Below are 22,991 nucleotides of genomic sequence, written 5' to 3'. Positions count from 1 at the left end.
TACCAGCACCCCGTTCTTTTCCGGCTGAAGATGGATCTGGTTCCGAACCAGTATCCGTCAGCCGGTTTGGTGTAGGGAGCAGATGCAAACGATCGGTTTAGGCGCAAGGGCGTTAACCGTTTTGGACCGCCTAAACCCCCGATTCACGGCCTCCGACGCGCCTTCCGTCCCATTACAGAACAGGGTTGCGGGGAGAGTGAATGATGCAGGCCCGGGGATTTGAAGGGGCCGTGGTAAATATCCGGGACCGGCGCACGCGATTCGCCCGAGTCGTCACTCGATGGGGAAGCGGCGAGGCGGCCGCTCCGGTCGGCTGCGCATCCCTCTGGAGTCGGGGCGGATTTTCGCTCTGTTTGAGTGACTTGTGCTTGACGCCGCCCGCCGTTATAGGCCCACTGGGGCGGGAGGCTAAAGATTTCGGGACAGGACGCTTCCGCCCCCGTTCGCCTGGTTTTTTCCGGGAGATGAGGAGTGGAGGGGTATGGCAACGGCTCACAGTGACGCGTTGAATCCGCAATTCGAGGGCTATCGGCCCAGCGCCAACGAAGAGTTCATGAACAACGAGCAGCTGGCTTATTTCAGGGCCAAGCTCCTCGGCTGGAAGGACGAGATTCTCAAGGAATCCCGTGAGACGATGGCGGCGCTCGCCAACGGACCGCTTCAGGAAGCCGATCTCACGGACCGGGCATCAACCGAAACAGATTGGGGAATCCATCTTCGAACCCGCGACCGCCAACGCAAGCTGATTGCGAAGATCGATGCGGCGCTGCGGCGGATCGAGACCGGTGAATATGGCTTCTGCGAAGTCAGCGGTGAGCCGATTTCGCTGGCTCGGCTCGAAGCCCGACCCATTGCAACGATGACGGTCGAAGCGCAGGAGCGGCACGAGCGCAACGAGCGGATTTCCCGCGACGACTAGGATCCCTGGCCTGTGAACGAGAGAGAGCCGCTCTCTATAAGGGCGGCTCTCCCGTCGGACTCTTGCGATCCCGACCTGGCGCCCGACCGGGCGCGTGCGGCCTAGAGGCCGGCAATCTCCTCTTTCAACTTCAGCTTCTGTTTCTTGAGACGATTGAGCGTCGCCATGTCGGGCATTGGGCGCTGAGTTTCTTCGTTGATCCGGGCTTCGAGTCCCGCATGCTTGGCCTCAAGAGCCGACACGTGCGCCTGATGCATACCCTTCTCCTTCTTCGCCTAATCAACCGGTATCTAAACGCTGCTGTCGGCCGCTTGTCTCCTCGGTTCCGACAACCCAACCAATATGTACGACAAGCGGTTGACGGTCTATCAATTGCATCATTCATCACCAGATGAGGAGCGAGAGCAACCCCATGGAGAGGAATGACTCGGCCGGTCAGGATCCCGCTTCGCGACTCGCGGTCCTTCGGATGGAGCATAGGGACCTCGACGTTGCGATCGACGCGCTTCGAAGCATGGCCGCGCCCGACCAGCTTCAACTCGCGCGCCTGAAAAAACGCAAGCTCCGGCTCAAGGATGAGATCGCGATCCTCGAGGACATGACGGTTCCGGACATCATCGCCTGAAGCCGAGCCCTTACCAAATCATTCCGCAGCGCCTCCCGCGAAGGAAGGCGGTATCCGGCATGCGAACTGGAAGCGCGGACGAGGAAAGGTCGGCCGCAACGGCATGCAGTCCGCATCCATCAGGACCGCAGCCGACGTTCGCCCGCAGAAATCAGGCCGTTCGCAGACTGATACGTGCCGTCTGTCGAAAAGGTCCGCAGCAGGACGGTCAAAGGCGTATGGTGCGCAGGTGGCATTTCCGTCCCGATGGAGGTCGACATGATTGTGCGGACACTCTTGATCCTCGGCTCGTCTTTCCTTGTCGCCGCGGGCGCTCAGGCCCAGAGCGTGACGATCATCGGCGCAAATTCGGATGCGCTCACCTGCTTTCGCGCCGCCGACTCTGATCTCCGACGCCCGGACGCCCTTCCGGCCTGCGCCGCGGCACTGAATGCCGAGCTCAGCACGCACGACCGGATGGCGACACATATCAATCGCGGCGTCATCCGCTTCAGATTGGAGGATACGAGCGGCGCGCTTGCCGATTTCGACGCCGCGCTCGCGATGGATCCCGATCAACCGGACGCTCTGATCAACAAGGGAATCACGATGCTGGCCGGTGGAGCGGATATCGGCCCCTCCATGGCGCTCATCGAGGAAGGCCTGAATGGCGGGCCGCAGCGTCCATGGGTCGGCTATTATGGACGCGCCGTCGCCCATGAGCTCGCAGGTCGGGATGCCCAAGCGTATCACGATTACCGGCGCGCGCAGGAACTGCGCCCAGGCTGGGCGCCTGCGGAACAGGCGCTGAGCCGCTTCAGCGTCCGCGGCTGACTTCCCCGAGCCCCGGCCGGCGCGTTTCGACGCCCGGCCGGGGCGTTCGACCGCAGCGGGCCAGGCCGCTGGCAGGCCTCACCGAAGCGACCGCCCCGTAAGGGGACGCCTTGCGCGCAAAGCCCGCCGCCGTTGCTTTTGCGTTTCCGATCGCCGCCGGCTGTGGCAGGTTGGGGCATGCCCGACCCCGACCTCCGCGCGGAGCTGACTCCCAAGCTGGTCGATTCGCTCTACATCGAGGCGATGCTGCTCGCTGACGAGGCGCGGTCCTATTTCGACCGCGCGGCCCGGGACGACCGTTTGACGCTGGCACCGGTCGACCGGGTCGGTTTTTCCTGCGAGTCGCTGAAGGTCACCACCCGGCTCATGCACATCATCGCTTGGCTTCTGACCCAGCGAGCAGTGGCGGCCGGCGAACTGAGCCGCGCCCAGGCCGGCGAAGCCGACCGGCGTCTCGGTCCGCCGCCCCAGACCGACGAGCAGCTCCTGCCGCGCTTGCCCGCGGCAGCGGCCGACCTCATCCGCGCCACCGAGGAACTGTACGAGCGGGTGGGCCGGCTCGACGAAGGGACCTTCGGCGCCGTCCGGTCGGGCAGCCCAGCGCGAAGCCTGTTGAGCCGCCTGGAGCGCTCACTCTGATCCTCGAGACGATGCCCTAGGGGCGGAAATCCGTTCGCGCTCCGGATGCGCGGGTCCTGGCGCGCCTTCGCCTGGTGGGAGCGATGAGGCGAGGTGTGCCGAAGGGCATGGCACCGGCCGCGTCGGGCGACGTTCTCGGGGGTGAGACGCGCCAACGAGGAGGAGAGCCCGTGGTCAAGCAGGTTTCCGGCGGCTGCGCCTGCGGCCGCATTCGCTATCGGGTGACGGTCGCCGATAGCGACGCCTATCTGTGCCACTGCCGAATGTGTCAGCGCGCTACCGGCGGAGTTTCGGTCCCCTTCAAGAGCGTAAGGAAGGAAGATATTGTCTGGGAAGAAGAACCGGACTGGTATCCGTCCTCGCCGATTGCGCAGCGGCCATTCTGCCGCACCTGCGGCACCTCGCTCGGCTTTGCTTATCCGGACAGCGAGAATATGGACCTGACCGTCGGCTCGTTCGACGACCCCCGGCCTTACCGGCCGAGACAACATTTCGGCGTCGAGAGCATGCACAAGGCGTGGATCAACACCGACGGCCTGCCGGAATCTCGCACCGAAGCGTATCAGCCGGTGGTAGACAGATGGATGGAAAAGGTTGGCAAGCTCCCCGATTAGAAAGACTTTCCTCGCGCCCGACGGAATCGAGCTGGCCTGGCACGAACTGGGTGCGGCGGATGCCCGGCCGGTCGTGCTCCTGCATGGCCTCTTTTCCGATGCCCAGACCAATTGGCTGCGCTACGGCCATGCCGAGGCGATCGCGTCGCGCGGCTTTCGGATGGTCCTGCCGGACCTGCGCGCGCACGGCACCAGCACAAAGCCGCACGATCCCTCCTGCTACCCGCCGGACGTGCTGGCCCAGGATGGGCTGGCGCTGATCGCCCATCTCCGCCTCCGGGACTACGACCTCGGCGGCTATTCGCTGGGTGGGCGAACCGCCGTGCGAATGGTCGTTCGCGGCGCGCGGCCGAGGCGCCTGGTGATCGCCGGAATGGGGCTCGAGGGACTGCTGGCCACCGGTCCGCGCTCGGCGCATTTCAAGCAGATTTTGCGCGGGCTGGGCACCCATGAGCGCGGCTCGCCCGAATGGATGGCCGAAGCCTTCCTGAAGACGACCGGCGGCGATCCCGCCGCCTTGCTGCCGCTGCTCGACAGCTTTGTCGACACGGGCGAGGCGGAGCTGCGTGCGATCCGAACCCCGACCCTGATCGTTTCGGGCGCCGATGACGATGACAACGGTTCGGCCGAGGCGCTCGCCGGCCAGCTGCCGTACGGCGGCTATGTCGAGGTGCCCGGCACGCATATGAGCGCCGTGACCAAGCCGGACCTGGGACGCGCGATCGCGGACTTCCTCGCGGCCTGAGAGCAGCCAGAATCGGGCCCGCAGACCCTTGACCGCTCGGCGCCCGCGGGCGCATCAGCGACGCCATTCAGAGAAAAACCGACGAGGATGTCTCCATGAACAGCAGCGTCTCCCGGCTCGCCCTTGCATTCTCCGCCTGCGTCGCGGTCGGCTGCGCCGCAGCATCCGCCCAGACCGGGCAGGACAAGGCGCCGCCGGCAGCAGAAAAACAGGGAGCGCCGACCGCGGCCGAGGCCGAGGCCTTCGTCCAGCGGGCCGAGCGCGAGCTTGCCGAATTCTCGGTCATCAGCGCTCGCGCCCAGTGGGTGAACGCGACCCACATCACCGTCGATACCGATGCGCTCGCCGCCCATTTCGGGACGATCGGCACCCGGATGGGCGTTCGTCTCGCGACCGAGGCGGCTCGGTACCAAGACGTGCCCGGCGTCAGTGCCGAAACCGAGCGCAAGCTTAACATCTTGCGCAGTGGCCTCACCTTGCCGGCACCGACCACGGAGGGGGCTGCCGCGGAGCTGAACCGGATCTCGACCGACCTGACGTCCCAATATGGCCGCGGCCGCGGCACGATGAACGGCGAGGCGCTGACCGGCAACGAGATCGAAACGCGGATGGGAACGGTCCGCGATCCCGAGGATTTGGCGGAGATGTGGACCAGCTGGCACGACAATGTCGGTGCGCCGATGCGTCCGCAATTTGCCCGCCTGGTCGAGATCGCCAACGCCGGCGCGCAGGAGCTCGGCTTTGCCGACACGGGCGCAATGTGGCGGTCGAAATATGACATGAGCCCCGAGGAGTTCGCTGCGCTCACCGAGCGTCTGTGGAACGAGGTCCGGCCGCTCTACGAGGAGATTCACTGCTTCTCCCGCGCCGGCCTCAACCGGCAATATGGAGATGAGGTCCAGCCGGCAACCGGCCCGATCAGAGCGGACCTGCTCGGCAATCTCTGGGCCCAGGAGTGGGGTAACATCTACCCGGTCGTTGCGTCCGGCGGCTCGGCGGCGGCTCCCTACGATCTCACTCAGCTGCTCGAGCAGGCCGAATACACGCCAGAGCGGATCGTCCGCCAGGGCGAGACCTTCTTCAGCTCGCTCGGTTTCGCGCCTCTCCCGGAAACGTTCTGGGAACGATCGATGATCACCCAGCCGCGCGACCGGGAGGTGATCTGCCATGCCTCAGCATGGACTCTCGACAATGCCGAGGATCTGCGGATCAAGATGTGCACCCGGGTGAATGCGGACGATTTCGTCACCGTCCATCACGAGTTGGGCCACAATTATTACCAACGCGCCTACAACCAGCAGCCTTTGCTTTTCATGGACAGCGCGAACGACGGCTTTCACGAGGCGATCGGCGACATGATCGCCCTGTCGGTCACCCCCGAATATCTGGTCCAGATCGGCCTGCTCCAGCAGAACCAGTTGCCGAACGAGGAGCAGGATCGCGCACTGCTGCTGCGCCAGGCACTCGACAAGATCGCCTTTCTTCCGTTCGGGCTTCTGATCGACCGCTATCGCTGGGGCATCTTCTCCGGCGAGATCCAGCCCGGGGACTACCAGGCCGCGTGGGACCGGATGCGGCTCGAATATCAGGGCGTGGTCCCGCCCGTGGAGCGCACCGAGCAGCATTTCGACGCAGGGGCCAAATATCACGTGCCGGCCAGCGTCCCCTACACCCGCTATTTCCTGGCCCGGATACTCCAGTTCCAGTTCTACAAGGCGGCGTGCGACATTGCCGGCTGGCAGGGGCCGCTTCATCGCTGTTCCTTCTACGGCAATCGCGAAGTCGGGCGACGGCTCAACGAGATGCTGGCGATGGGCGCATCCCAGCCCTGGCCGGAGGCGCTGGAGGCGTTCACCGGCACGCGCGAAATGTCGGCCGAGCCGATGATCGAATATTTCCGGCCGCTGCTCGGCTGGCTGCGCGAGCAGAACCAGGGTCAGCAATGCGGCTGGTGAGCCGGTAAATCGCCGGTACAGGCGGGCCCGGGCAGTGCCCCGGGCCTTCCGGAGCGTTCCGGCCGATCCAAATCGACTGGCGGTCGGGAAACGGGCCGGGTTCAAATTGTTGTCGCGTCGCTGACGCAAAGCCGGTTCCCGCCGATTCGGGGAGCGCTCTAGTTCGGAGGATAGAATGCGAGCCGCACTCGCCGTGCTGATGCTAGTCGCCGCCCCGGCTGCGGCGCAGACGGTGCCGGCGCGATGGAATCCGGCGGCGCCGGAGAACCGTCAGCTGCTGCCGACATTCAACTATGCAACGGTGGAGACGGTGCTCGCCCAGATCGGCGCCCGGGCGGAGCGGCGCGGCACGGCCGACCGGCCGGCGCTCGCCGTCACTTTCCCCAACAACCGTCGCGCGGCGATCCTGTTCGGCAGCTGCGAGGCCGGTGGGGGAGCGTGCAAGGCGATCAGCATTCAGGCGGTGTGGAATCGGCCTGCCGAGATTTCGGCGGAGCAGCTCGCCGCAAGCATCCAGCAGTTCAATCGCCGCTACGCTTTCTCCCGCGCCTTCCTCACCGCGGACGGGCGTCCGGCGCTGCAGCGCTATTTGACGGCCGATTACGGCTTCGTTCGCGGCAATTTGGCGGTCAATCTCCTGGTCTTCGCGAACCAGTCGGAACGATTTGCCGCGGAAGTTCTCCGCTGACCTATTTTCGCGGCTCGCGCGCAAGCGAGCCGCGGGCGAGTTCCCGGGCCGTGACGGCGGTCTTCATAACCGGGCTCAACGGCCGGCCACACCCATCACGGTGACGCCGGGCGACCTCGCGCGCATCCCATTCGCCAGGTCCGATCTGGTCCTCGGGACCGATGCACTCCGCCATGGCCGCTCTCCATCGGCAAGGAAGGCGGATTCAATGCATCGGATGCCGCAAGGTTTCGCCAGACCAGCCCGGTGCGACACGCATCCGGGGCAGGACGGCGCATCGGGCCTAAAGCTGACCCAGCAGGTGCTCCGCGCCGGAAACGCTGAACGCGCCCGGTTCCTCGATATTGAGTGCGCTCACGACGCCGTCTTCGACGATCGCCGACCAGCGCTGGCCGCGCGTGCCCATTCCAAACTTCGATGCGTCCATGGTGAGGCCGAGCGCCTTTGCGAAATCGCCATTGCCGTCCGCTAGCATCGTCACCTTGCCGTCGGCGCCGGCCTGCTGTCCCCACGCCTGCATGACAAAGGCGTCGTTCACCGCCACGCAGGCGACCTCGTCGATGCCCTTGCCCTTCAGATCCCCCGCCCGCTCGACGTAGCCGGGCAGGTGACGCGCGGAGCAGGTTGGGGTGAAGGCGCCGGGAACCGAGAAAAGCGCGACCTTCCGGCCGGCGAAGAAGGAATCGGTATCGACCGGCTGCGGGCCTTCGGGGGTCGCCTTCAGGAGGGTAGCCTGGGGAATCTTCTCACCGGCCTTGATCGTCATTCATTCCTCCATCGCTTGCGGGCGGACCGGCCTAGCGCCGCCGCCCTATGGCTCGCGTCCGGATCTTCTCCGGATCGGCGTCGCTCTAGCAACGGGGTCGCTCCCCGCAAAGGGGAGGGCGCGCCGTCGCAAAACCCTGTCGTACCCCGTGCGGCGCGCCTATAGGCCCATTCATGGATTCTCCCAGGTTTCTCAGTGGTCAGTTCCTGCTCGCCATGCCGGGCATCGGCGATCCGCGGTTCGAGAAAGCGGTCATTGCCATGTGCGTCCACGACGAGGAAGGGGCGCTCGGGATCGGACTCGGCCGGGTGATCCCGCGCCTCGGTTTCCACGACCTCCTGAAGCAACTCGAAATCGATCCCGGAAGCGCGCCGAACCTGCCGATCCATCATGGCGGGCCGGTGGAGCCGCAGCGCGGATTCATCCTCCATTCGCCCGATTGGGGCGGCGGCGAGAGCGTCCAGGTAGGCAAGCGCTGGATGCTTTCGGCCACGCTAGACGTGCTGAAGGCGATCGCGGAAGGGAAGGGGCCGTCGCGTTGGGTTGCGGCTTTGGGCTATGCCGGCTGGGGTCCCGGCCAGCTCGAGGAGGAGATGGGTCGCCACGGATGGTTCGTCACGCCGGGCGACGAATCCCTTCTCTACGAATGCGAGACTGCCGGGCGCTGGGCGGCCGCGTTCAAGGGCGCCGGGATCGACCCGCGGCTGCTGACCGCCGAGTCCGGAACGGCCTGAACGGTTCGGGAATTCGGATATAAAGATATCTTTATATTTGCATTTGCCGACCGTCGTCGCTAGGTGAGCCTCACGACCGCCATGGTCCATGGGCCGGCGGCTTTTCACTTTCAGGAGACCTTCCTTGGCGACCCAGCCCCAGCCCACGTTCAGTGATTATGTGATCCGCGACCTTTCCCTGGCCGAGTTCGGCCGCAAGGAGATCGAGATCGCCGAGACCGAGATGCCCGGCTTGATGGCGCTTCGCGCGGAATATGGCACCGCCAAGCCGCTGGCCGGCGCGCGTATCACCGGTTCGCTCCACATGACGATCCAGACCGCGGTGCTGATCGAGACACTGACGGCACTCGGCGCCGAAGTGCGCTGGGCGAGCTGCAACATCTTTTCGACCCAGGATCATGCTGCCGCCGCCATCGCGGCGTCCGGCGTTCCGGTGTTCGCCATCAAAGGCGAGACGCTCGAGGAATATTGGGACTATGTCGACCGGATCTTCGACTGGGGGAATGGCGAAACCTGCAACCTGATCCTGGACGATGGCGGCGATGCCACGATGTTCGCCCTTTGGGGCGCGCGGATCGAAGCGGGCGAGGAATTCCCGGCTCCCGAGAACGAGGAGGAAGAAGTCTTCCAGCGCGTCGTCCGCCGTCGCATCCAGCAATCGCCGGGCTTTCTGACCAAGACGGTGCAGGCGATCCGCGGCGTCTCCGAGGAGACCACGACCGGCGTTCACCGGCTCTACGAGCTGAGCAAGAAGGGCAAGCTTCCCTTCCCGGCGATCAACGTCAACGACAGCGTCACCAAGTCCAAGTTCGACAATCTCTACGGCTGCCGCGAGAGCTTGGTCGACGCGATCCGCCGCGCCACCGACGTGATGCTCGCCGGCAAGATCGCGTGCGTGGCCGGGTTCGGCGACGTCGGCAAGGGCTCGGCGCAGAGCCTCCGCAATGGCGGGGCGCGCGTCATCGTCACCGAGATCGACCCGATCTGCGCGCTCCAGGCGGCGATGGAGGGTTTTGAGGTGGTGACCATGGAGGAGGCGGCGACCCGCGCCGACATCTTCGTCACCGCTACCGGCAACATGGACGTCATCACCGTCGATCACATGCGGGCGATGAAGAATATGGCGATCGTCTGCAACATCGGCCACTTCGACAGCGAGATTCAGATCACCGGTCTGCAGAACATGAAATGGACCGAGATCAAGCCGCAGGTCGACGAAGTCGAATTCCCGGACGGCAAGAAGATCATCGTGCTCGCCAAGGGACGGCTGGTAAACTTGGGCTGCGCCACCGGCCATCCGAGTTTCGTGATGAGCTCGTCCTTCACCAACCAGGTGCTGGCGCAGATCGAGCTCTGGACGAACGTGGGCGAGTATAAGAACGACGTCTATGTCCTGCCCAAGCATCTCGACGAGAAGGTCGCCGCGCTCCACCTCGACAAGCTCGGCGTGAAGCTGACCACGCTCAGCCAGCGCCAGGCCGACTATATCGGCGTGCCGGTCGAGGGGCCGTTCAAGCCGGATCACTACCGCTACTGATCTCCCGATCGTCGTCACAGATGCCCTCCCATCCAATGGGGGGGCATTTTTGTTACTGCTCCGGGCGCGCGTTCCGTGCCGAGTGGAGGGCTTCCCTGTTGCGCGCAGGCCGCGGCGGGTGGGGCAAGTCGGCGCATCGCCATCTGTGGCAACTATGCAACATTGCTTGAAACTTTGGCTCACCTACGGAAAATACGGTAGGTTGTTCGCGCCCGGACGGCCCTAATCAGCGTTCAATCCTTCCGAACGAACATTCGTGTGCGTCTAGCGCGCGAGCGATCGTGCGCGACTCCGTCCGTAGACGGAAGGGGTATCCACAGCTGAAGAAAGTGCCCGACATGCGTAGCGCCAACCTCATCGAGAAAGCTTTTCTTTCCGCATCGACCCTCGCCATCTCCGTTGCCGCTGTGCCGGGGACTGCCCTTGCCCAGGATGAAGCGGTCCAGCCGGATGCGACCACGGGCGCCCAGACGGTGGCGGACGATATGGCGACCGACCAGCAAACGGTCGTCGTGACCGGCTCGCGCATCGCACGCGCCAATTTCGACACGCCGCAGCCGGCGGTCGTGCTGGGGTCGGAGCAGATCGAGCTGCGCGGCTACACCAATCTCGGAGACGCGCTCGACGAGCTGCCGGCCTTCGGCTTGCCCGGCAACAATCCGGTCGGCGGCCAGTCGGGTGCGTTCGGCTCCGGCCAGAGCTTCGTCAATTTCTTCGGCCTCGGCGATCAGCGCACGCTCACCGTCGTCAACGGACGCCGCTTTGTCAGTTCGAATACGTCCTCGATCTTCGGCCCGACCGGCGCCGGTTCGCAGGTCGACTTCAACATCTTCCCGACCATGCTCGTCGACCGCGTCGAGACCATCGCCGTCGGCGGCGCCCCGATCTACGGATCGGACGCCATCGCCGGCACCGTGAACGTGATCACCAAGCGCGACTTTGAAGGCATCATGCTCGATGCCCAGGCGGGCATCTCCGAGCTGGGTGACGCCCCGGAATATCGCCTCGGCGCCCTGGCCGGCCTCAACTTCGGGGGTGGCCGCGGCAATATCACGGTCGCCTTGGAATATAATCGGCAGGACGGCCTGGTCGGCGAGTCGCGACCGGGGGAGGGCCTCGGCCGCTTCTTCACCACCTGCCTGCCAAGTTCAGAGTTCGACCAGTGCCTGATCGAGGATCGGCGCATTCCGGCGCTTTCCGCTTATGGCGTCCCGCTGGTCACGGACGGCTTCCCTCTGTCGCCCGCTCAAGCTGCCGGCGGCGGCCAGCCCAGCGTTACCGACGCGGCCGGCAATCCGCTCGGATTCGACGCCGCGGGCAACTTGGTGCCGATCAACTTCGGAGAACAGACCGGCAATCTGATCAACTTCAACGGCGGCAATGGCTTCGCCCTTCCGGAGAATCTGCTGGCGGAAACCCGCCGCTACCTCGGCGCCGTCGTCACTCAATATCAGATAACCGACAACCTCCGGGCCTTCGGCGAGTTCTGGTACGCCAACAGCCGAGGGCGTCAGCTCCGCGACCAGCCAGTCTATAATACCGGGCTGTTCGATGTAGCGGGCGGGACCGACGGGAATCTCATCCTCAGCATCGACAATCCGTTCCTGTCGCCGGCTGCGCGTGCGGCGATCCAGCAATCGATCGCCTCCAACCCCGTGAGCGACCAGAATCTGGGGGGCGCTCCTCAAGACTATTTCTATCTCGGCCGCGCCAACACCGACATCATACCATCCGACGGCTATTCGACCGTCGAATTGTGGCGCGTGGTCGGCGGCATCGACGGCGATTTCGAGCTGTTCGGTCGCGGCATGCGTTTCGAGGTGGTCGGCAATTACGGGAAGTCGGTCACGAAAGGCCGCGAGCGCGTCCTCGTCCAGCAGAACTTCGAGAATGCGATCAACGCGGTCACCGACGCCAACGGCAATATCGTCTGCGCCCCTGGGGGCGTGAATGCGCCGATCGCCACGATCAGCTCGCAATGCTTCCCGATCAATCCGTTCGGGAACCAGATCGACCAGCGCGCCATCGACTACATCACCACCTTTGCCGATCCTCGCGCGGAGAACGATCAGCTTGTCGCCACCGCTTCGATCTCGGGCAGCCTTTTCGATATCTGGGGCGGTCCGGTCGGGTTCGCGATCGGCTACGAACATCGCGAGGAAAGCTCCGAGTTCGACCCCGGCGCATTCTATTTCGGCCTTCCGGATCCGGACGACCCCGACGGTGGGCGGACGCAGTTCGGCCGCTCGATTCCGATCGACCCGGTGTCCGGCGAGTTCAACACCGACGAATTCTTTGGTGAGCTCACGGTTCCGCTGATCGGGCGCGACCAGAACATTCCTCTGATCTACTCGCTCGAGCTGAACGGCGCCTTCCGCTACATCGATCACTCGCTGGCCGGCGGCGACCCGACGTGGACGGTCGGCGCGACCTGGCAGCCGATCCAGGACATCACCTTCCGCGGGAATTTCACCCGGTCGGTGCGGGCGCCGGCAGTGACCGAGCTGTTCAATCCGACCAGCCAGATCTTCACCACGGCCGATGATCCGTGCGACTCCCGCTTCCTCAACGCGGGTCCCAATCCGGCGACCCGTCAGGCGAACTGCGCCGCGGACGGACTGCCGGCCAACTTCCAATCGAACATCGTCGACTTCACGACGCGCGGCACGCTCCAGGGCAACACCGAACTTGCGAACGAGAAAGCCGACGCCTGGACGGTTGGTGCGGTCGTGCGGCCGCGCTTCCTGCCGGGCCTGACGCTCGCCGTCGATTGGGTCGACATCGAGCTTGAAGGCGCGATCCAGAGCCTGAACGCGGAGCAGACGCTGCAAGCCTGCTATGACGATCCGTCCTTCCCCTCGGCGATCTGCGACCAGTTCACCCGTGACGCGCAGGGGCAGATCACCTTCATCCAGACGGGCTTCGCCAATGCGGCGTCCCGCTCCTTCGCCGGCCTCGTCGCCGAACTCCAGTGGCGCATCGACACACCCTTCCTGGGATCGAACAGCGCGGTAAACCTCGGGGTCAACTATCTGTACAATGACGAACTCGAGTTCCGCGTCGGCCAGGGCGACCTCACGACACTTCGCAACTCGGTGGGCTATTCGAAGCACCAGTTCACGACGAACCTGACCTATTCGAACGAGGGCCTTCGGGCACAGCTTCAGGCCCAGTATATCGGGCCGACGCTGATCGATCCGGACGCGCAACCCGGCACCTACGACGTGCCGCGCGTCGGCGACGTCGTGTTCTTCAACACGTCTCTCTCGTACGACGTGAGCGAGCAGTTCCAGGTGCGGTTCATCGTCGACAACGTGCTCGACACGGATCCGCCTTTCCCGGCCCCAACCGGTCAGGCGAGCCGCGTCACTTACTTCGACGGCATCCTCGGCCGTTACTTCAAGGTGGGCGCCCGCGTCCGCTTCTAGCGTCGTCCTTGCGAGGGGAGGGCGGGGCGGCGATGCCGCTCCGCCCTTCTTTCTTTCTGCCGCCGGAATGGCGTTGATCCGGGCTTCGAACCAAGCCTTGCAGCTCTCCGGCTTATCTCGCATTCTTGCGCGTTCGGAGCTAGTCCGGCGGGATGCTGTTTCTTTCGCCTTTGGCCGCGGCGCTTCTCGCAATGTTCGCCGGCGCTTGGCTGGCGGTCGCGGTCTGGGCGACATGGCGGGCGCGCCAGGCCTCCGCCGCTGCGGCGGGCGTGATCCGCGACAGCGCGCGGGCGGCGGCCCTGCTCTCGGCGGCGCCGGCCATGCCCCTTCTGATCGACCCTGACGGGACGATCGAAGGTCCATATCGGCTGGCCGGTAGCCTCGGCCTCGAATCCCTCCCGCCGGACTGGGAGGGGCTGATCGGCGCCGCCGGTATGGAGTCGGGACAGGCCGAGGCGCTGCGCCGGGCTGCCGCGGAGGCGGCATCCGGAGGCGCGTTCGCGATGACGGTCCGGCCGGCGGATTCCGCCCGCGTGCTTCGGGTAGTCGGCGGACCCGCCCCGGCGGACTTCGGGGAGCGCTCCGTGCTGCTCTGGTTCCTCGACGTCAGCGAGGCCGAAGAGCGCGCCGCCATCCTGCGCGAGCGTCTCGACCGTCGCTCGGCCGCGCTCGAAGCGCTGTCGCGCCTGATCGAGCTCGCCCCCTTTCCGATGTGGCATCGCGGCCCCGACCTGAGCCTTTCGATGGTGAACAGCGCCTATGTCGCGGCGGTCGAGGCAGAGGATGCGGCCACGGTGGTCTCTCGGGGAATCGAGCTGATAGAGGATGGCGACAGCCCTGCGCCGCTCTTTGCCTCCAGCGAAGCGAACGACCGCAGCCAACCCGCTCAGCGCACCGTCCCCGTCACGATAGCCGGCGAGCGGCGAATGATGCGCGTCGTCGAGGTCCCGCTCGGGAATAACGGCGTTGCCGGCTACGCGATCGACATCGAGGATCAGGAGGAGGCTCGCGCAGAGCTCGAACGTTTCGCCCGGGCTCAGCGCGACATGCTCGACCGGCTATCTGCCGGAGTTGTCCAGTTCGCCCGCGACCGGAGCCTGATCTTCTTCAACCAACCCTTCTGCCGGCTTTTCTCACTCACCGGCGATTTCCTCGGCGACCGTCCCGAATTCGACCGGGTTATCGATGCGATGCGCGAGGCCGGCAAGCTTCCCGAGGTGCGCGACTTTCCGGAATGGAAGAACGAGCATCGCAGCTGGTTCACCAGCGGCCTGTCGGCCGACGAGGAAGACTGGCTTCTACCCGGCGGTCAGCATCTTCGCGTCGTGGCGCAGCCGTTGCCGGACGGCGGCCTGCTGCTCATCTTCGAGGACCGTACCGAGCAGATCCAGCTCGCCTCGGCGCGCGACACCTTGCTGCGCGTTCGCAGCGCGACCTTCGACAATCTGTTCGAGGCGGTCGGGGTGTTCGCATCCGACGGGCGCCTCAATCTTTGGAACAACCGCTTCGTGGAGCTTTGGGGATTCGAGGAGGAGCAGCTCGCCAAGCACCCGCGGGTCGATGCGCTGACGCCGCACCTCGCGGCGCGCCTGAAGCAGCCCCGTCATGCCGGCCTGGTCCGGGAGCTGGTGCGCAGCGCCACCCAGGAGCGCAAGCAGAGGTCGGGACGGGTGGCGATGGTGGACGGGCGCGAGTTCGAGTTCGCCGCGGTGCCGCTGCCCGACGGAAACGCCTTGTTCACGATGCTCGACATTACCGACAGCCGGAAGGTGGAGGCGGCGCTTCGCGAGCGCACCGATGCGCTCGAGGAAGCGGACCGGCTGAAGACCGCCTTCGTCTCGAACATGAGCTATGAGCTTCGCACGCCGCTGACGTCGATCGCGGGCTTTGCCGAGATGCTGGCGGCCGGCTATGCCGGGACCCTCCCGCCCACGGCGACCGACTATGTCGCGGCAATTATCGACAGCGTCGGGCGCCTTGGGGCGCTGATCGACAATGTCCTCGACCTCACGCAGAGCGACATGGGGAGCCTCTTGCTCGCCGAAGACGAGATCGATCTCGCTGCCTTGTGCCAGGAAATCGCCGCCGGTGCGCGCGAGACGGCCGACCGCAAGCGCATCAAGCTGAAGCTCCAGATCGAAGCCTCGGTCGGAACGGTGACCGGCGACACGCGGCGCCTCGGCCAGGCGATCGGCAATATCGTCGGCAACAGCCTGATGTATACGGGGCAGGGCGGCCGGGTGCTGCTCCGTGCCGAGGGCGACCGCAAGGAGGCGCGGATCATCGTCTCCGACAACGGGCGCGGTATCGCTCCGGCCGAGCAGGACAAGGTGTTCGATCGCTTCACCCGCACTGCTGACGGCCGAGGCGAGGAGACCGCCGCCGTCGGCCTCGGCCTGCCGCTGGCGAAGCAGTTCGTGGAGGCGCACGGTGGTACGATCCGGCTCCAATCGCAGGTCGGGCAAGGGACCACGGTGATGATCGCTTTGCCGCGGACGATGGAGCAGCAGGCGGCCTATCCCGACCAGCACGTCGCCGAATGACGGGCAACGCCGTCGGGGCGCGCGAGGAGCGTTTCTGGCTCGCCGATGCGGCGGCAACCGAGCAATTCGGCCTCCAGCTGGCGGACCGGCTTCGCCCCGGCGATTCGATCGCCTTGTTCGGTTCGCTCGGTGCGGGAAAAACGACGCTGGCGCGCGGCATCCTTCACGGACTCGGCTATCAGGGCGATGTCGCCAGCCCGACCTTTCCGATCGTGCAGGCCTACGAGCCGCCGGACACGCGAGTTCCCCTCTGGCATGTCGACCTGTACCGGATCGAGCATCCGGAAGAGCTCGAGGAGCTTGGTCTGGACGAGATCCGCGCAGAGGGTGTGCTGGTGATCGAGTGGCCGGAACGGTTGCCGCGGCTTTGGCCCGACGCGCTGAAGCTGCGCCTCGAGGCGGCATCCGACGGGCGCGCCTTGACAGCGCAAGTGCCGCCCGCTTGGGGAGATCGATGGAGCCTATGATGATTCCGCCTGCGCAGGCGCCCCAGTTCCTCGCCGCGCATGGGTGGGCAGGGGCGGAGATAAGGCCGCTCGCCGGTGACGCCAGCTTTCGCCGCTATTTTCGTATTCATGGCCGGGACGGCCGCACCGCCGTGCTGATGGATGCGCCGCCGGCCCACGAGGATGTCGGGCCGTTCCTCGCGGTTGCCGGCCATCTGCTCGACCGGGGCTTCTCGCCGCCGAAGCCGATCGCCGTCGACCGGGAGCTCGGATTGCTGCTGCTGGAGGATTTCGGCGATGACCGGGTCGGTCCGCTGCTGCTGCGCGAGCCCGGGCGGGAGCGCGAGATCTACGAGAGTGCTGTCGATATCCTTGCCCGTGTCGCCAGCGAGCCGGCGCCGACCGACCTCGGACGTTACGACGAACCGGCCATGACGCGCGAGGTGGCACTGTTCACCGAATGGTACGCACCCGCCCTCGGGTTGGATGTCGATGAGGCGGGATTTTTTCAAGCTTGGCGAGAATGTTGGGCGGATGTCCTGACAGTGGTTGAGAATGAGCCGGTGCTCGTCCTGCGCGATTTTCACGCCGACAATCTGATGGTCGTTCCCGGCCGGCGGGACCTCGGCTTGCTCGATTTTCAGGATGCCTTGGCCGGGCATCCCGCTTACGACCTCGTCTCGCTGCTCGAGGACGCGCGGCGGGACGTCGCGCTTGCGCTCGAAGCCGCCATGTTCGACCGCTATGCCGAGGCGTCGAAGGTACGGGATCGCGCGCTGTTCCGCGCCCATTACGAGATCCTCGGGGCACAGCGGAATACCAAGATTCTCGGCATCTTCACGCGCTTGTGGAAACGCGACGGAAAGCCCCATTACCTCCCGCTCCAGCCGCGGGTATGGGCTTATCTCGAGCGCAACCTGTCCCATCCGTCGCTTGCGCCTCTGCGTGCCTGGTTCGACGCGAATGTGCCCACCGAGAAACGTGCCGACGCCTGGCGTCGCGAGGCCGCGGCATGAGCCGCCATGTGAAGCCGCTTGCGCTCCGTCCCCACCCCGGCGCCGACGTCCCCGGAACGGCAATGGTTTTGGCGGCCGGACTGGGCAAGAGGATGCGTCCTCTCACGGCGACACGGCCGAAGCCGTTGATCGAAATTGCCGGCAAGCCGCTGCTGGATCATGCGCTCGACCGGCTTCGCTTCGCGGGGGTCTCGCGGGTGGTGGTCAACGTCCATTACCTTGCCGATGCGATCCAAGCCCATTTGAAGAACCGGGTCAAAGGGCTGGAGGTCGTCATTTCCGACGAGCGCGATCGGCTCCTGGAAACCGGTGGCGGGCTGGCGAAGGCACTCCCGCTGATCGACTGCGATCCCTTTCTTGTGGTAAATTCCGACAATCTTTGGATCGACGGACCTGTCGATGCGCTGAAGCTGCTCGCCTCCGGCTGGGACGAGGCGAAGATGGACGCACTGCTCCTGCTTGTCCCGCTGGCTCGAGCGCATTGTCATGGTGGGCGCGGGGACTTTCACATGAGCGGCGCCGGCCAGTTGCGGCGGCGCAAGCCGCGCGGAGTCGCACCTTTCGTCTATACCGGCATCCAGATCGTTTCGAAGCGACTGTTCCAGGGCGAGTTGCCGGAAGGGCCATTCTCCACCAACCTCCTATGGGACCGGGCGATCGAGGCGGGGCGCTGCTTCGGTACGGTGCACCAGGGCCTGTGGTTCGACGTCGGCCGGCCCGAGAGCATCCGCAAGGCGGAAGAGATATTGCGCGAGGGGTGAACGGCCGCGGCGCTCGACATCCCGTGCTCTGCCGATAAGCTGCGCCGGTGCCTCCCGCCGTCTTCACCATCCCGGCCCATCGCGCCTTTGCCGACTCGCTCGCGGCGGGGCTGATCGCCCGCTACGGCCGCGATCCGGCGGCGCTCGCCAGAGGCCTCTTGCTGCTGCCGAACAACCGAGCGGCGCGGGCGATCCAGGACGCGTTCGTCCGCCGCTCCGGTCGCGGTCTTCTGTTGCCGCGGCTCGTGACGGTCGGGGACCCCGAACTTGACGAGCGGATCGGTGGAGCGCTCGCGCCGCTTGACGACGAGGCGCCGATCCCGCCGGCCGTGGAGCCGATCGAACGGCTGATGTTGCTTTCGCGGTTGGTGCAGCGCCATCTGCGCGCCGATGCCGCCGAGGCGCTGCGGCTCGCCGAGGATCTCGCCCGCACGCTCGACCAGCTCCTGATCGAGGAAGTGGCGCCGGCGCGGCTCGCGGATTTCGCCGCGGACCTGCCCGACTTGTCGCTGCACTGGCAAAAGTCGCTCGACCAGCTCCGCTTCATCCTGGCCGACTGGCCGGACCTGCTGGCCGCGCGCGGCCAGATCGATCTGGCCGACCGGCGCAATCGCCTTCTGAATGCGCTGGCGAAGCGCTGGCGCGACGCGCCGCCGGCCGGCTTCGTCTGCGCCGCCGGAATCACCACTGCCGCGCCGGCCGTCGCTCGTCTGCTGAGGGCTGTTGCGCGCTTGCCGGCTGGCCAGGTCGTGCTGCCGGGGCTCGATCTCGACATGGCCGAGGACGAATGGGCGTCGCTGGGGCCGCACGAGCCGGACCCCGCGACCGGTCGGCGCCGGCCGTCGCTCGAAACCCATCCCCAATTCCATCTCAAGCTGCTGATTGATCGCCTGGGAGTCGGCCGTGGCGAGGTGCGGCGATGGCGCTTCGGCGGCGGCCGCGATGCGCCGGCCGCGCGGGGACGCGCTATTTCGCGCGCCATGGCACCGCCCGCCTTCACCCGCCAATGGCAGGCGCTCCGACCGCCGGATCGGCGGCTCGGCGGCGTTCGGGCTCTGGAGCTCGCGGATCCGGCCGAGGAAGCGCAGGCGATCGCCGTCGCGCTGCGGGAGGTGCTCGAGGAGCCGGGCCGGACCGCAGCCTTGGTGACTCCCGATCGCGCTCTGGCGCGGCGCGTGTCGGCGCTCCTGCGCCGCTGGGGAATCGAAGCCGACGACAGTGCCGGCCGACCGCTGCCGCAAACGCCGCCCGGCACCCTTCTGCTCGCTATCGCCACCGCCGCCGCCGAGCGGTTCGCGCCGGTGCCTTTGCTGACTTTGCTGAAGCATCCGTTGGTGATGTCCGGGGAGGCGAGGCTGGGCTGGCTCGACGGCGTCCGGTCCCTCGATCTGGCGCTTCGCGGACCCCGGCCTCCCGCCGGTCTGGAGGGCCTCACCACGCATCTCGAGACGGGCGACGCTCGGAACGCATCCGCGCGACGCGAGGCGTTGTCCTGGTGGCGCGGTGCCATGCCCCTGCTGAGCCCGCTCGAACGGGCATTCGATCGAAGCGAGGGGCTAGCCGAGCGCCTGACCGCCGTCCGCCAGACGGTGGTCGCCTTGTGCGGCGACTCTCCATGGTCAGGACCGGCGGGGCGTAGGGCCGCGGAGATGCTCGCCGAGCTCGAGGCAGCGGCCCGGGAAGGCCCGGAGGCGGTACGGCCGGCCGAGCTTCCTCTCGTTCTGGAGAGGCTGATGGGCTCGGTCGCGGTCCGTCCACCGTTCGGTCAGCATCCCCGCATCTTCATCTGGGGCCTGATCGAGGCGCGTCTCCAGCGCGCCGATCTGATGGTGCTCGCGGGTCTGAACGAAGGTGTCTGGCCGGCGCTGCCCGCCCCCGATCCCTGGCTCGCGCCACGGCTTCGCGGTGAGCTAGGCCTTCCTTCCCTCGAGCGGCGTATCGGGCTCGCGGCGCATGATTTCGCCGGCGCACTCGGTGCGCCCCGGGTTCTTGTGACCCGTGCCCGTCGGGATGCGCGCGCGCCAGCGGTGGCGTCGCGGTTCTGGCTTCGGCTCGAAGCGATGACAGGGGGGCTGACCCGAGCCCCTGCGGTCCGCAAATGGGCGCGGGCGATTGATCGCCCCGCGGCGCACAGGCCGGCAGCCCGGCCGGCGCCTTCGCCGCGTGAGCGGCCGAGGGCAATTTCCGTCACGGAGGTCGATCGGCTCAAGGCGGACCCTTTCGCCTTCTATGCCCGGCGGATCCTGAAGCTGCACCGGCTCGATCCGGTTGATGCCGATCCGACCGCCGCCTGGCGCGGCAGTGCGGTTCACACCGTGCTCGAGCGATGGATGAAGGAGGATGACTGCGACCCCGAACGACTACGGCCGCGCGCTGAGGCGCTCCTTGCCGGCGCCGCCGCCCACCCGCTGATGCGGGCGCTCTGGCAACCGCGACTGATGGAAGCGATCGACTTCATCGCTGGTGAGGTGGCGAAGAATCGGAGCGACGGCCGGCTTCCACTCGCCGCCGAGGCAGAGGGCAGGTGCGAACTGGCCGGTGTCGCCCTCAAAGGTGTTGCCGACCGGATCGACCGCTGCGCCGACGGCAGTCTCGCCATCGTCGACTACAAGACCGGCCAGCCTCCGAGTGCGAAGGCGGTATCGGAGGGTTATTCACTTCAGCTGGGGCTGCTCGGCCTGATCGCGGAGCATGGCGGCTTCGACGGCATCGAGGGCCGGGCCTCATGTTTCGAATATTGGTCGCTGGCCCGCAAGGCGGGGCGGCTCGGCTACGTCGCCAGTCCCGCCGGTGGCCGCAACGGAATTGAAACCGCTGACTTCACGTCGGTTGCCGCCCGCAACTTCATCGCAGCTGCGGAAAAGTGGCTTACCGGTGAAGAGCCGTTCACGGCCAAGCTGCATCCGGAATATGCGCCGTATGGCGACTACGACCAGCTGATGCGGCTCGACGAGTGGTATGGTCGCGAAGGATAAGGAATGCCCCGGCGGCGGACCGCCGGGGCGAGACGTTCGAACGCGTTGCGGACCGGCCTAGTAGGTCGGATCCGTCGTGCCGGCCGGATCGGAAGTCCGAGTCGCATCGTCGGGGACGGTCGTGCTTTGGGTGTCCACCGGGTCCTCGGTGGTCGTCCCCATCGTACCGGTGTGCGACGTGCCGGTGCTCATTGTGCCGATACCGCTCGTCGTGCCCGTCGAACCGGAGCTCGTCGCGCCGACGCCAGTCGTCGTCTCCGCCACGCCGGAGCTCATAGCTGCCTGACTGCTCTGGTCCGCCGGCTCGAAGGGGCCGCCCATTGCCGTCTCGGAACCCTGAAGGCCGCCGGTCGGACGACTCCAGCTGGCGAGCTGATCGCGCACGCCGCGTTCGTAGAGCTGGATGCAATTGTCGTCGCCCGGTCCTGGGCTGCAAGGAGGATAGTTTGCGTCAGCCGGGCGAGGCGTCAGGCTGACGCTGCCGGCTCCATAGACGTCCTCATACGGTCCGCCCATTCCGGCGAAGGTGGACACGTTCGGCTGAGCGGCCGTGGTCGTGCTCGGACCCACTGCCGCCATCTGCTGCGTGCCAGCCCATGGTGTTCGAAGGCTCGCCACCTGCTGTTCGTACATGGCCCGCTGCTCGGCGGTCCAGGTCGCCGGTAGGCTCGCCATGTGCTGCTCGTACAAGGCGCGCTGCTCAGGGCTCCAGCCCGCCGGCGGAAGCGCCATCATCGCCTCGAACGTCGACCGCTGGTCGGCGGTCCAGGCCGTCGGGAGCGATGCCATATGCTGGTCCCACAGGTCGCGCTGTTCGGCGGTCCACGTATGCGGCGGCGTAAGCGCCATCGTAGGATCGATAGGGACGGCGGCCGCGGTGGTCGTCGTCATGGTCTCGGTCGAGGTGGTTGTTGCGGGATCTGTGCCGCTCTGGGTCTGATAAGCCAGCGCCGAACCGGCCATGGTAAGGGCCGTCGCCGCGAAAAGTGCGAGTTTCATCGTCAATGCCTCCATCTTGCGCGCGGCAGGCGCATGCGCGCCGCCGGGCGGGTCGCCCCCACGCTAGATTTTCAGTGCGTGAATCCAGAACGATCTGGCGCGGAGTGCGTGGCGGAGCGCAGCCCGAATCACGACGGACCGTGGTTTAGGCGAGCCGGCCGATGGCAAAATGCCGATGAATCGAGTTCATGTGTCGAAGGCCGTCCGACGCCGCCGGTCTACATTCCGCGCGTTTCGCCGCGGGGACCTGGAGTCTCGACGCAGTGCGTCCCTCCCGCGACTTGAGCGGTCTGAAGCGCGGTGCTGTCCTGCGCCGGGGCCGGACGGGGCGCCTCGTCGCGCTGCCGGGAGCGCCGCGGACGGTCCTCGGTCGGACCGCCCATGGCGAGGCGGGTGGGCGCCTCGTCGGCACCTCGCTGACGCAACCAGCCTGCGTAAGAGGCCCGTACGCCGCGCTCGTAGAGCTGGATGCAATTGTCGTCGCCGGGCCCCGGCCGGCACGGGCGATAGGAAGCGGATCGGTCCGTCGCGTCGGCCGCGGCGCGAGCCCCGCCATCACCTGCATGGGGCAGGTCGGGATAGGCAGCGCCGATCAGCAGCAGCGGTGCGGTAAGGGCGATGGCGAGCATCTTCATGATCGATCCTTTCTACGAGTCCACCGGAGGAATGTGCCACCCTAACATGGTTAACGATGGATCGCCTATGGCTCCCGAAGGGAAGGCACGGTCCGGCCGGTGCGATGCCCGCGACGGGTTTTCCACGAACTCCTGCCTCTCGTGGGCGATAAT

The 22,991-nt window shown here is 66.3% G+C and carries 20 protein-coding genes; 16 read left to right on the top strand and 4 right to left on the bottom strand.

The genetic code is table 11. From position 1 onward, the window contains the following. The first annotated feature begins 481 nt into the window (after positions 1-481). The gene (gene dksA / locus EKM57_RS10825; protein ID WP_129792517.1) at positions 482-919 is read left to right on the top strand and encodes an RNA polymerase-binding protein DksA; all 438 of its coding nucleotides are present in this window, start codon (positions 482-484) and stop codon (positions 917-919) included. 101 nt (positions 920-1,020) lie between these two features. On the opposite strand, the gene EKM57_RS10820 is transcribed toward dksA, so the two are convergent. Further along, positions 1,021-1,176 carry a DUF465 domain-containing protein gene (locus EKM57_RS10820; protein ID WP_129792516.1) on the bottom strand — a complete coding sequence of 52 codons (156 nt, stop codon included), beginning with the start codon at positions 1,174-1,176 and terminating at the stop codon, positions 1,021-1,023. Positions 1,177-1,331: 155 nt separating this feature from the next. Here EKM57_RS10820 and EKM57_RS10815 point away from each other — a divergent pair, with 155 nt between their 5' ends. From EKM57_RS10815 to EKM57_RS10785, 7 genes are all read left to right on the top strand, one after another. After that, positions 1,332-1,544, top strand: coding sequence for a YdcH family protein (locus EKM57_RS10815; protein ID WP_129792515.1), 213 nt, complete (start codon positions 1,332-1,334; stop codon positions 1,542-1,544). A gap of 258 nt (positions 1,545-1,802) precedes the next feature. After that, positions 1,803-2,357, top strand: a complete 555-nt coding sequence (locus EKM57_RS10810; protein ID WP_129792514.1) for a tetratricopeptide repeat protein — start codon at positions 1,803-1,805, stop codon at positions 2,355-2,357. A gap of 177 nt (positions 2,358-2,534) precedes the next feature. Next, positions 2,535-2,996 carry a DUF1465 family protein gene (locus tag EKM57_RS10805; RefSeq protein ID WP_129792513.1) on the top strand — a complete coding sequence of 154 codons (462 nt, stop codon included), beginning with the start codon at positions 2,535-2,537 and terminating at the stop codon, positions 2,994-2,996. 170 nt (positions 2,997-3,166) lie between these two features. Next, positions 3,167-3,610, top strand: coding sequence for a GFA family protein (locus EKM57_RS10800; RefSeq protein WP_129792512.1), 444 nt, complete (start codon positions 3,167-3,169; stop codon positions 3,608-3,610). Then, positions 3,591-4,355: an alpha/beta fold hydrolase gene (locus tag EKM57_RS10795; RefSeq protein WP_129792511.1), complete on the top strand. Its 765-nt coding sequence runs from the start codon at positions 3,591-3,593 to the stop codon at positions 4,353-4,355. Before EKM57_RS10800 ends, EKM57_RS10795 begins: the two co-directional genes overlap by 20 nt. Before the next feature lie 95 nt (positions 4,356-4,450). Next, positions 4,451-6,310, top strand: a complete 1,860-nt coding sequence (locus EKM57_RS10790; protein ID WP_129792510.1) for a M2 family metallopeptidase — start codon at positions 4,451-4,453, stop codon at positions 6,308-6,310. A gap of 175 nt (positions 6,311-6,485) precedes the next feature. Further along, entirely contained in the window at positions 6,486-6,998 is a 513-nt protein-coding gene (locus tag EKM57_RS10785) for a YbjN domain-containing protein (RefSeq protein ID WP_129792509.1), read from the top strand. A 283-nt stretch (positions 6,999-7,281) separates the two neighbouring features. On the opposite strand, the gene EKM57_RS10780 is transcribed toward EKM57_RS10785, so the two are convergent. Beyond that, entirely contained in the window at positions 7,282-7,764 is a 483-nt protein-coding gene (locus tag EKM57_RS10780; protein ID WP_129792508.1) for a peroxiredoxin, read from the bottom strand. A gap of 173 nt (positions 7,765-7,937) precedes the next feature. On the opposite strand from EKM57_RS10780, the gene EKM57_RS10775 reads away from it, so the two are divergent. The 8 genes from EKM57_RS10775 (at position 7,938) to addB (ending at position 21,204) form a co-directional block, all read left to right on the top strand. Next, positions 7,938-8,498, top strand: coding sequence for a YqgE/AlgH family protein (locus EKM57_RS10775; protein WP_129792507.1), 561 nt, complete (start codon positions 7,938-7,940; stop codon positions 8,496-8,498). 124 nt (positions 8,499-8,622) lie between these two features. After that, complete coding sequence (gene ahcY, locus EKM57_RS10770) at positions 8,623-10,035, top strand: adenosylhomocysteinase (RefSeq protein WP_243450993.1); 1,413 nt, start codon at positions 8,623-8,625, stop codon at positions 10,033-10,035. A gap of 338 nt (positions 10,036-10,373) precedes the next feature. Next, positions 10,374-13,463 (top strand): TonB-dependent receptor domain-containing protein, encoded by a 3,090-nt coding sequence (locus tag EKM57_RS10765; protein WP_129792505.1) that lies wholly within the window; start codon positions 10,374-10,376, stop codon positions 13,461-13,463. Positions 13,464-13,615: 152 nt separating this feature from the next. Further along, positions 13,616-16,006 carry a PAS domain-containing sensor histidine kinase gene (locus EKM57_RS10760; protein WP_243450992.1) on the top strand — a complete coding sequence of 797 codons (2,391 nt, stop codon included), beginning with the start codon at positions 13,616-13,618 and terminating at the stop codon, positions 16,004-16,006. Continuing rightward, entirely contained in the window at positions 16,003-16,473 is a 471-nt protein-coding gene (gene tsaE, locus EKM57_RS10755) for a tRNA (adenosine(37)-N6)-threonylcarbamoyltransferase complex ATPase subunit type 1 TsaE (RefSeq protein ID WP_129792504.1), read from the top strand. Before EKM57_RS10760 ends, tsaE begins: the two co-directional genes overlap by 4 nt. Further along, complete coding sequence (locus tag EKM57_RS10750) at positions 16,473-17,468, top strand: aminoglycoside phosphotransferase family protein (RefSeq protein WP_129792692.1); 996 nt, start codon at positions 16,473-16,475, stop codon at positions 17,466-17,468. Before tsaE ends, EKM57_RS10750 begins: the two co-directional genes overlap by 1 nt. Next, positions 17,465-18,229, top strand: coding sequence for a nucleotidyltransferase family protein (locus tag EKM57_RS10745; protein ID WP_129792503.1), 765 nt, complete (start codon positions 17,465-17,467; stop codon positions 18,227-18,229). The genes EKM57_RS10750 and EKM57_RS10745 overlap by 4 nt, the downstream gene beginning before the upstream one ends. A 47-nt stretch (positions 18,230-18,276) precedes the next feature. Next, positions 18,277-21,204: a double-strand break repair protein AddB gene (addB, locus tag EKM57_RS10740; protein WP_129792502.1), complete on the top strand. Its 2,928-nt coding sequence runs from the start codon at positions 18,277-18,279 to the stop codon at positions 21,202-21,204. A 57-nt stretch (positions 21,205-21,261) separates the two neighbouring features. Here the strand turns inward: addB and EKM57_RS10735 are convergent, their stop codons facing one another. Beyond that, positions 21,262-22,203 (bottom strand): hypothetical protein, encoded by a 942-nt coding sequence (locus tag EKM57_RS10735; RefSeq protein ID WP_129792501.1) that lies wholly within the window; start codon positions 22,201-22,203, stop codon positions 21,262-21,264. A 218-nt stretch (positions 22,204-22,421) separates the two neighbouring features. Next, on the bottom strand, positions 22,422-22,838 hold the full coding sequence (locus EKM57_RS10730; protein WP_129792500.1) for a hypothetical protein: 417 nt from the start codon (positions 22,836-22,838) through the stop codon (positions 22,422-22,424). Positions 22,839-22,991 lie beyond the last annotated feature (153 nt).

Source organism: Sphingosinicella sp. CPCC 101087, assembly GCF_004151485.1.
Taxonomy (GTDB): Bacteria; Pseudomonadota; Alphaproteobacteria; order Sphingomonadales; family Sphingomonadaceae; genus Allosphingosinicella.
The sequence above is the reverse complement of the archived record's forward strand: the minus strand, read 5'-3'. Positions and strand labels throughout refer to the sequence as shown.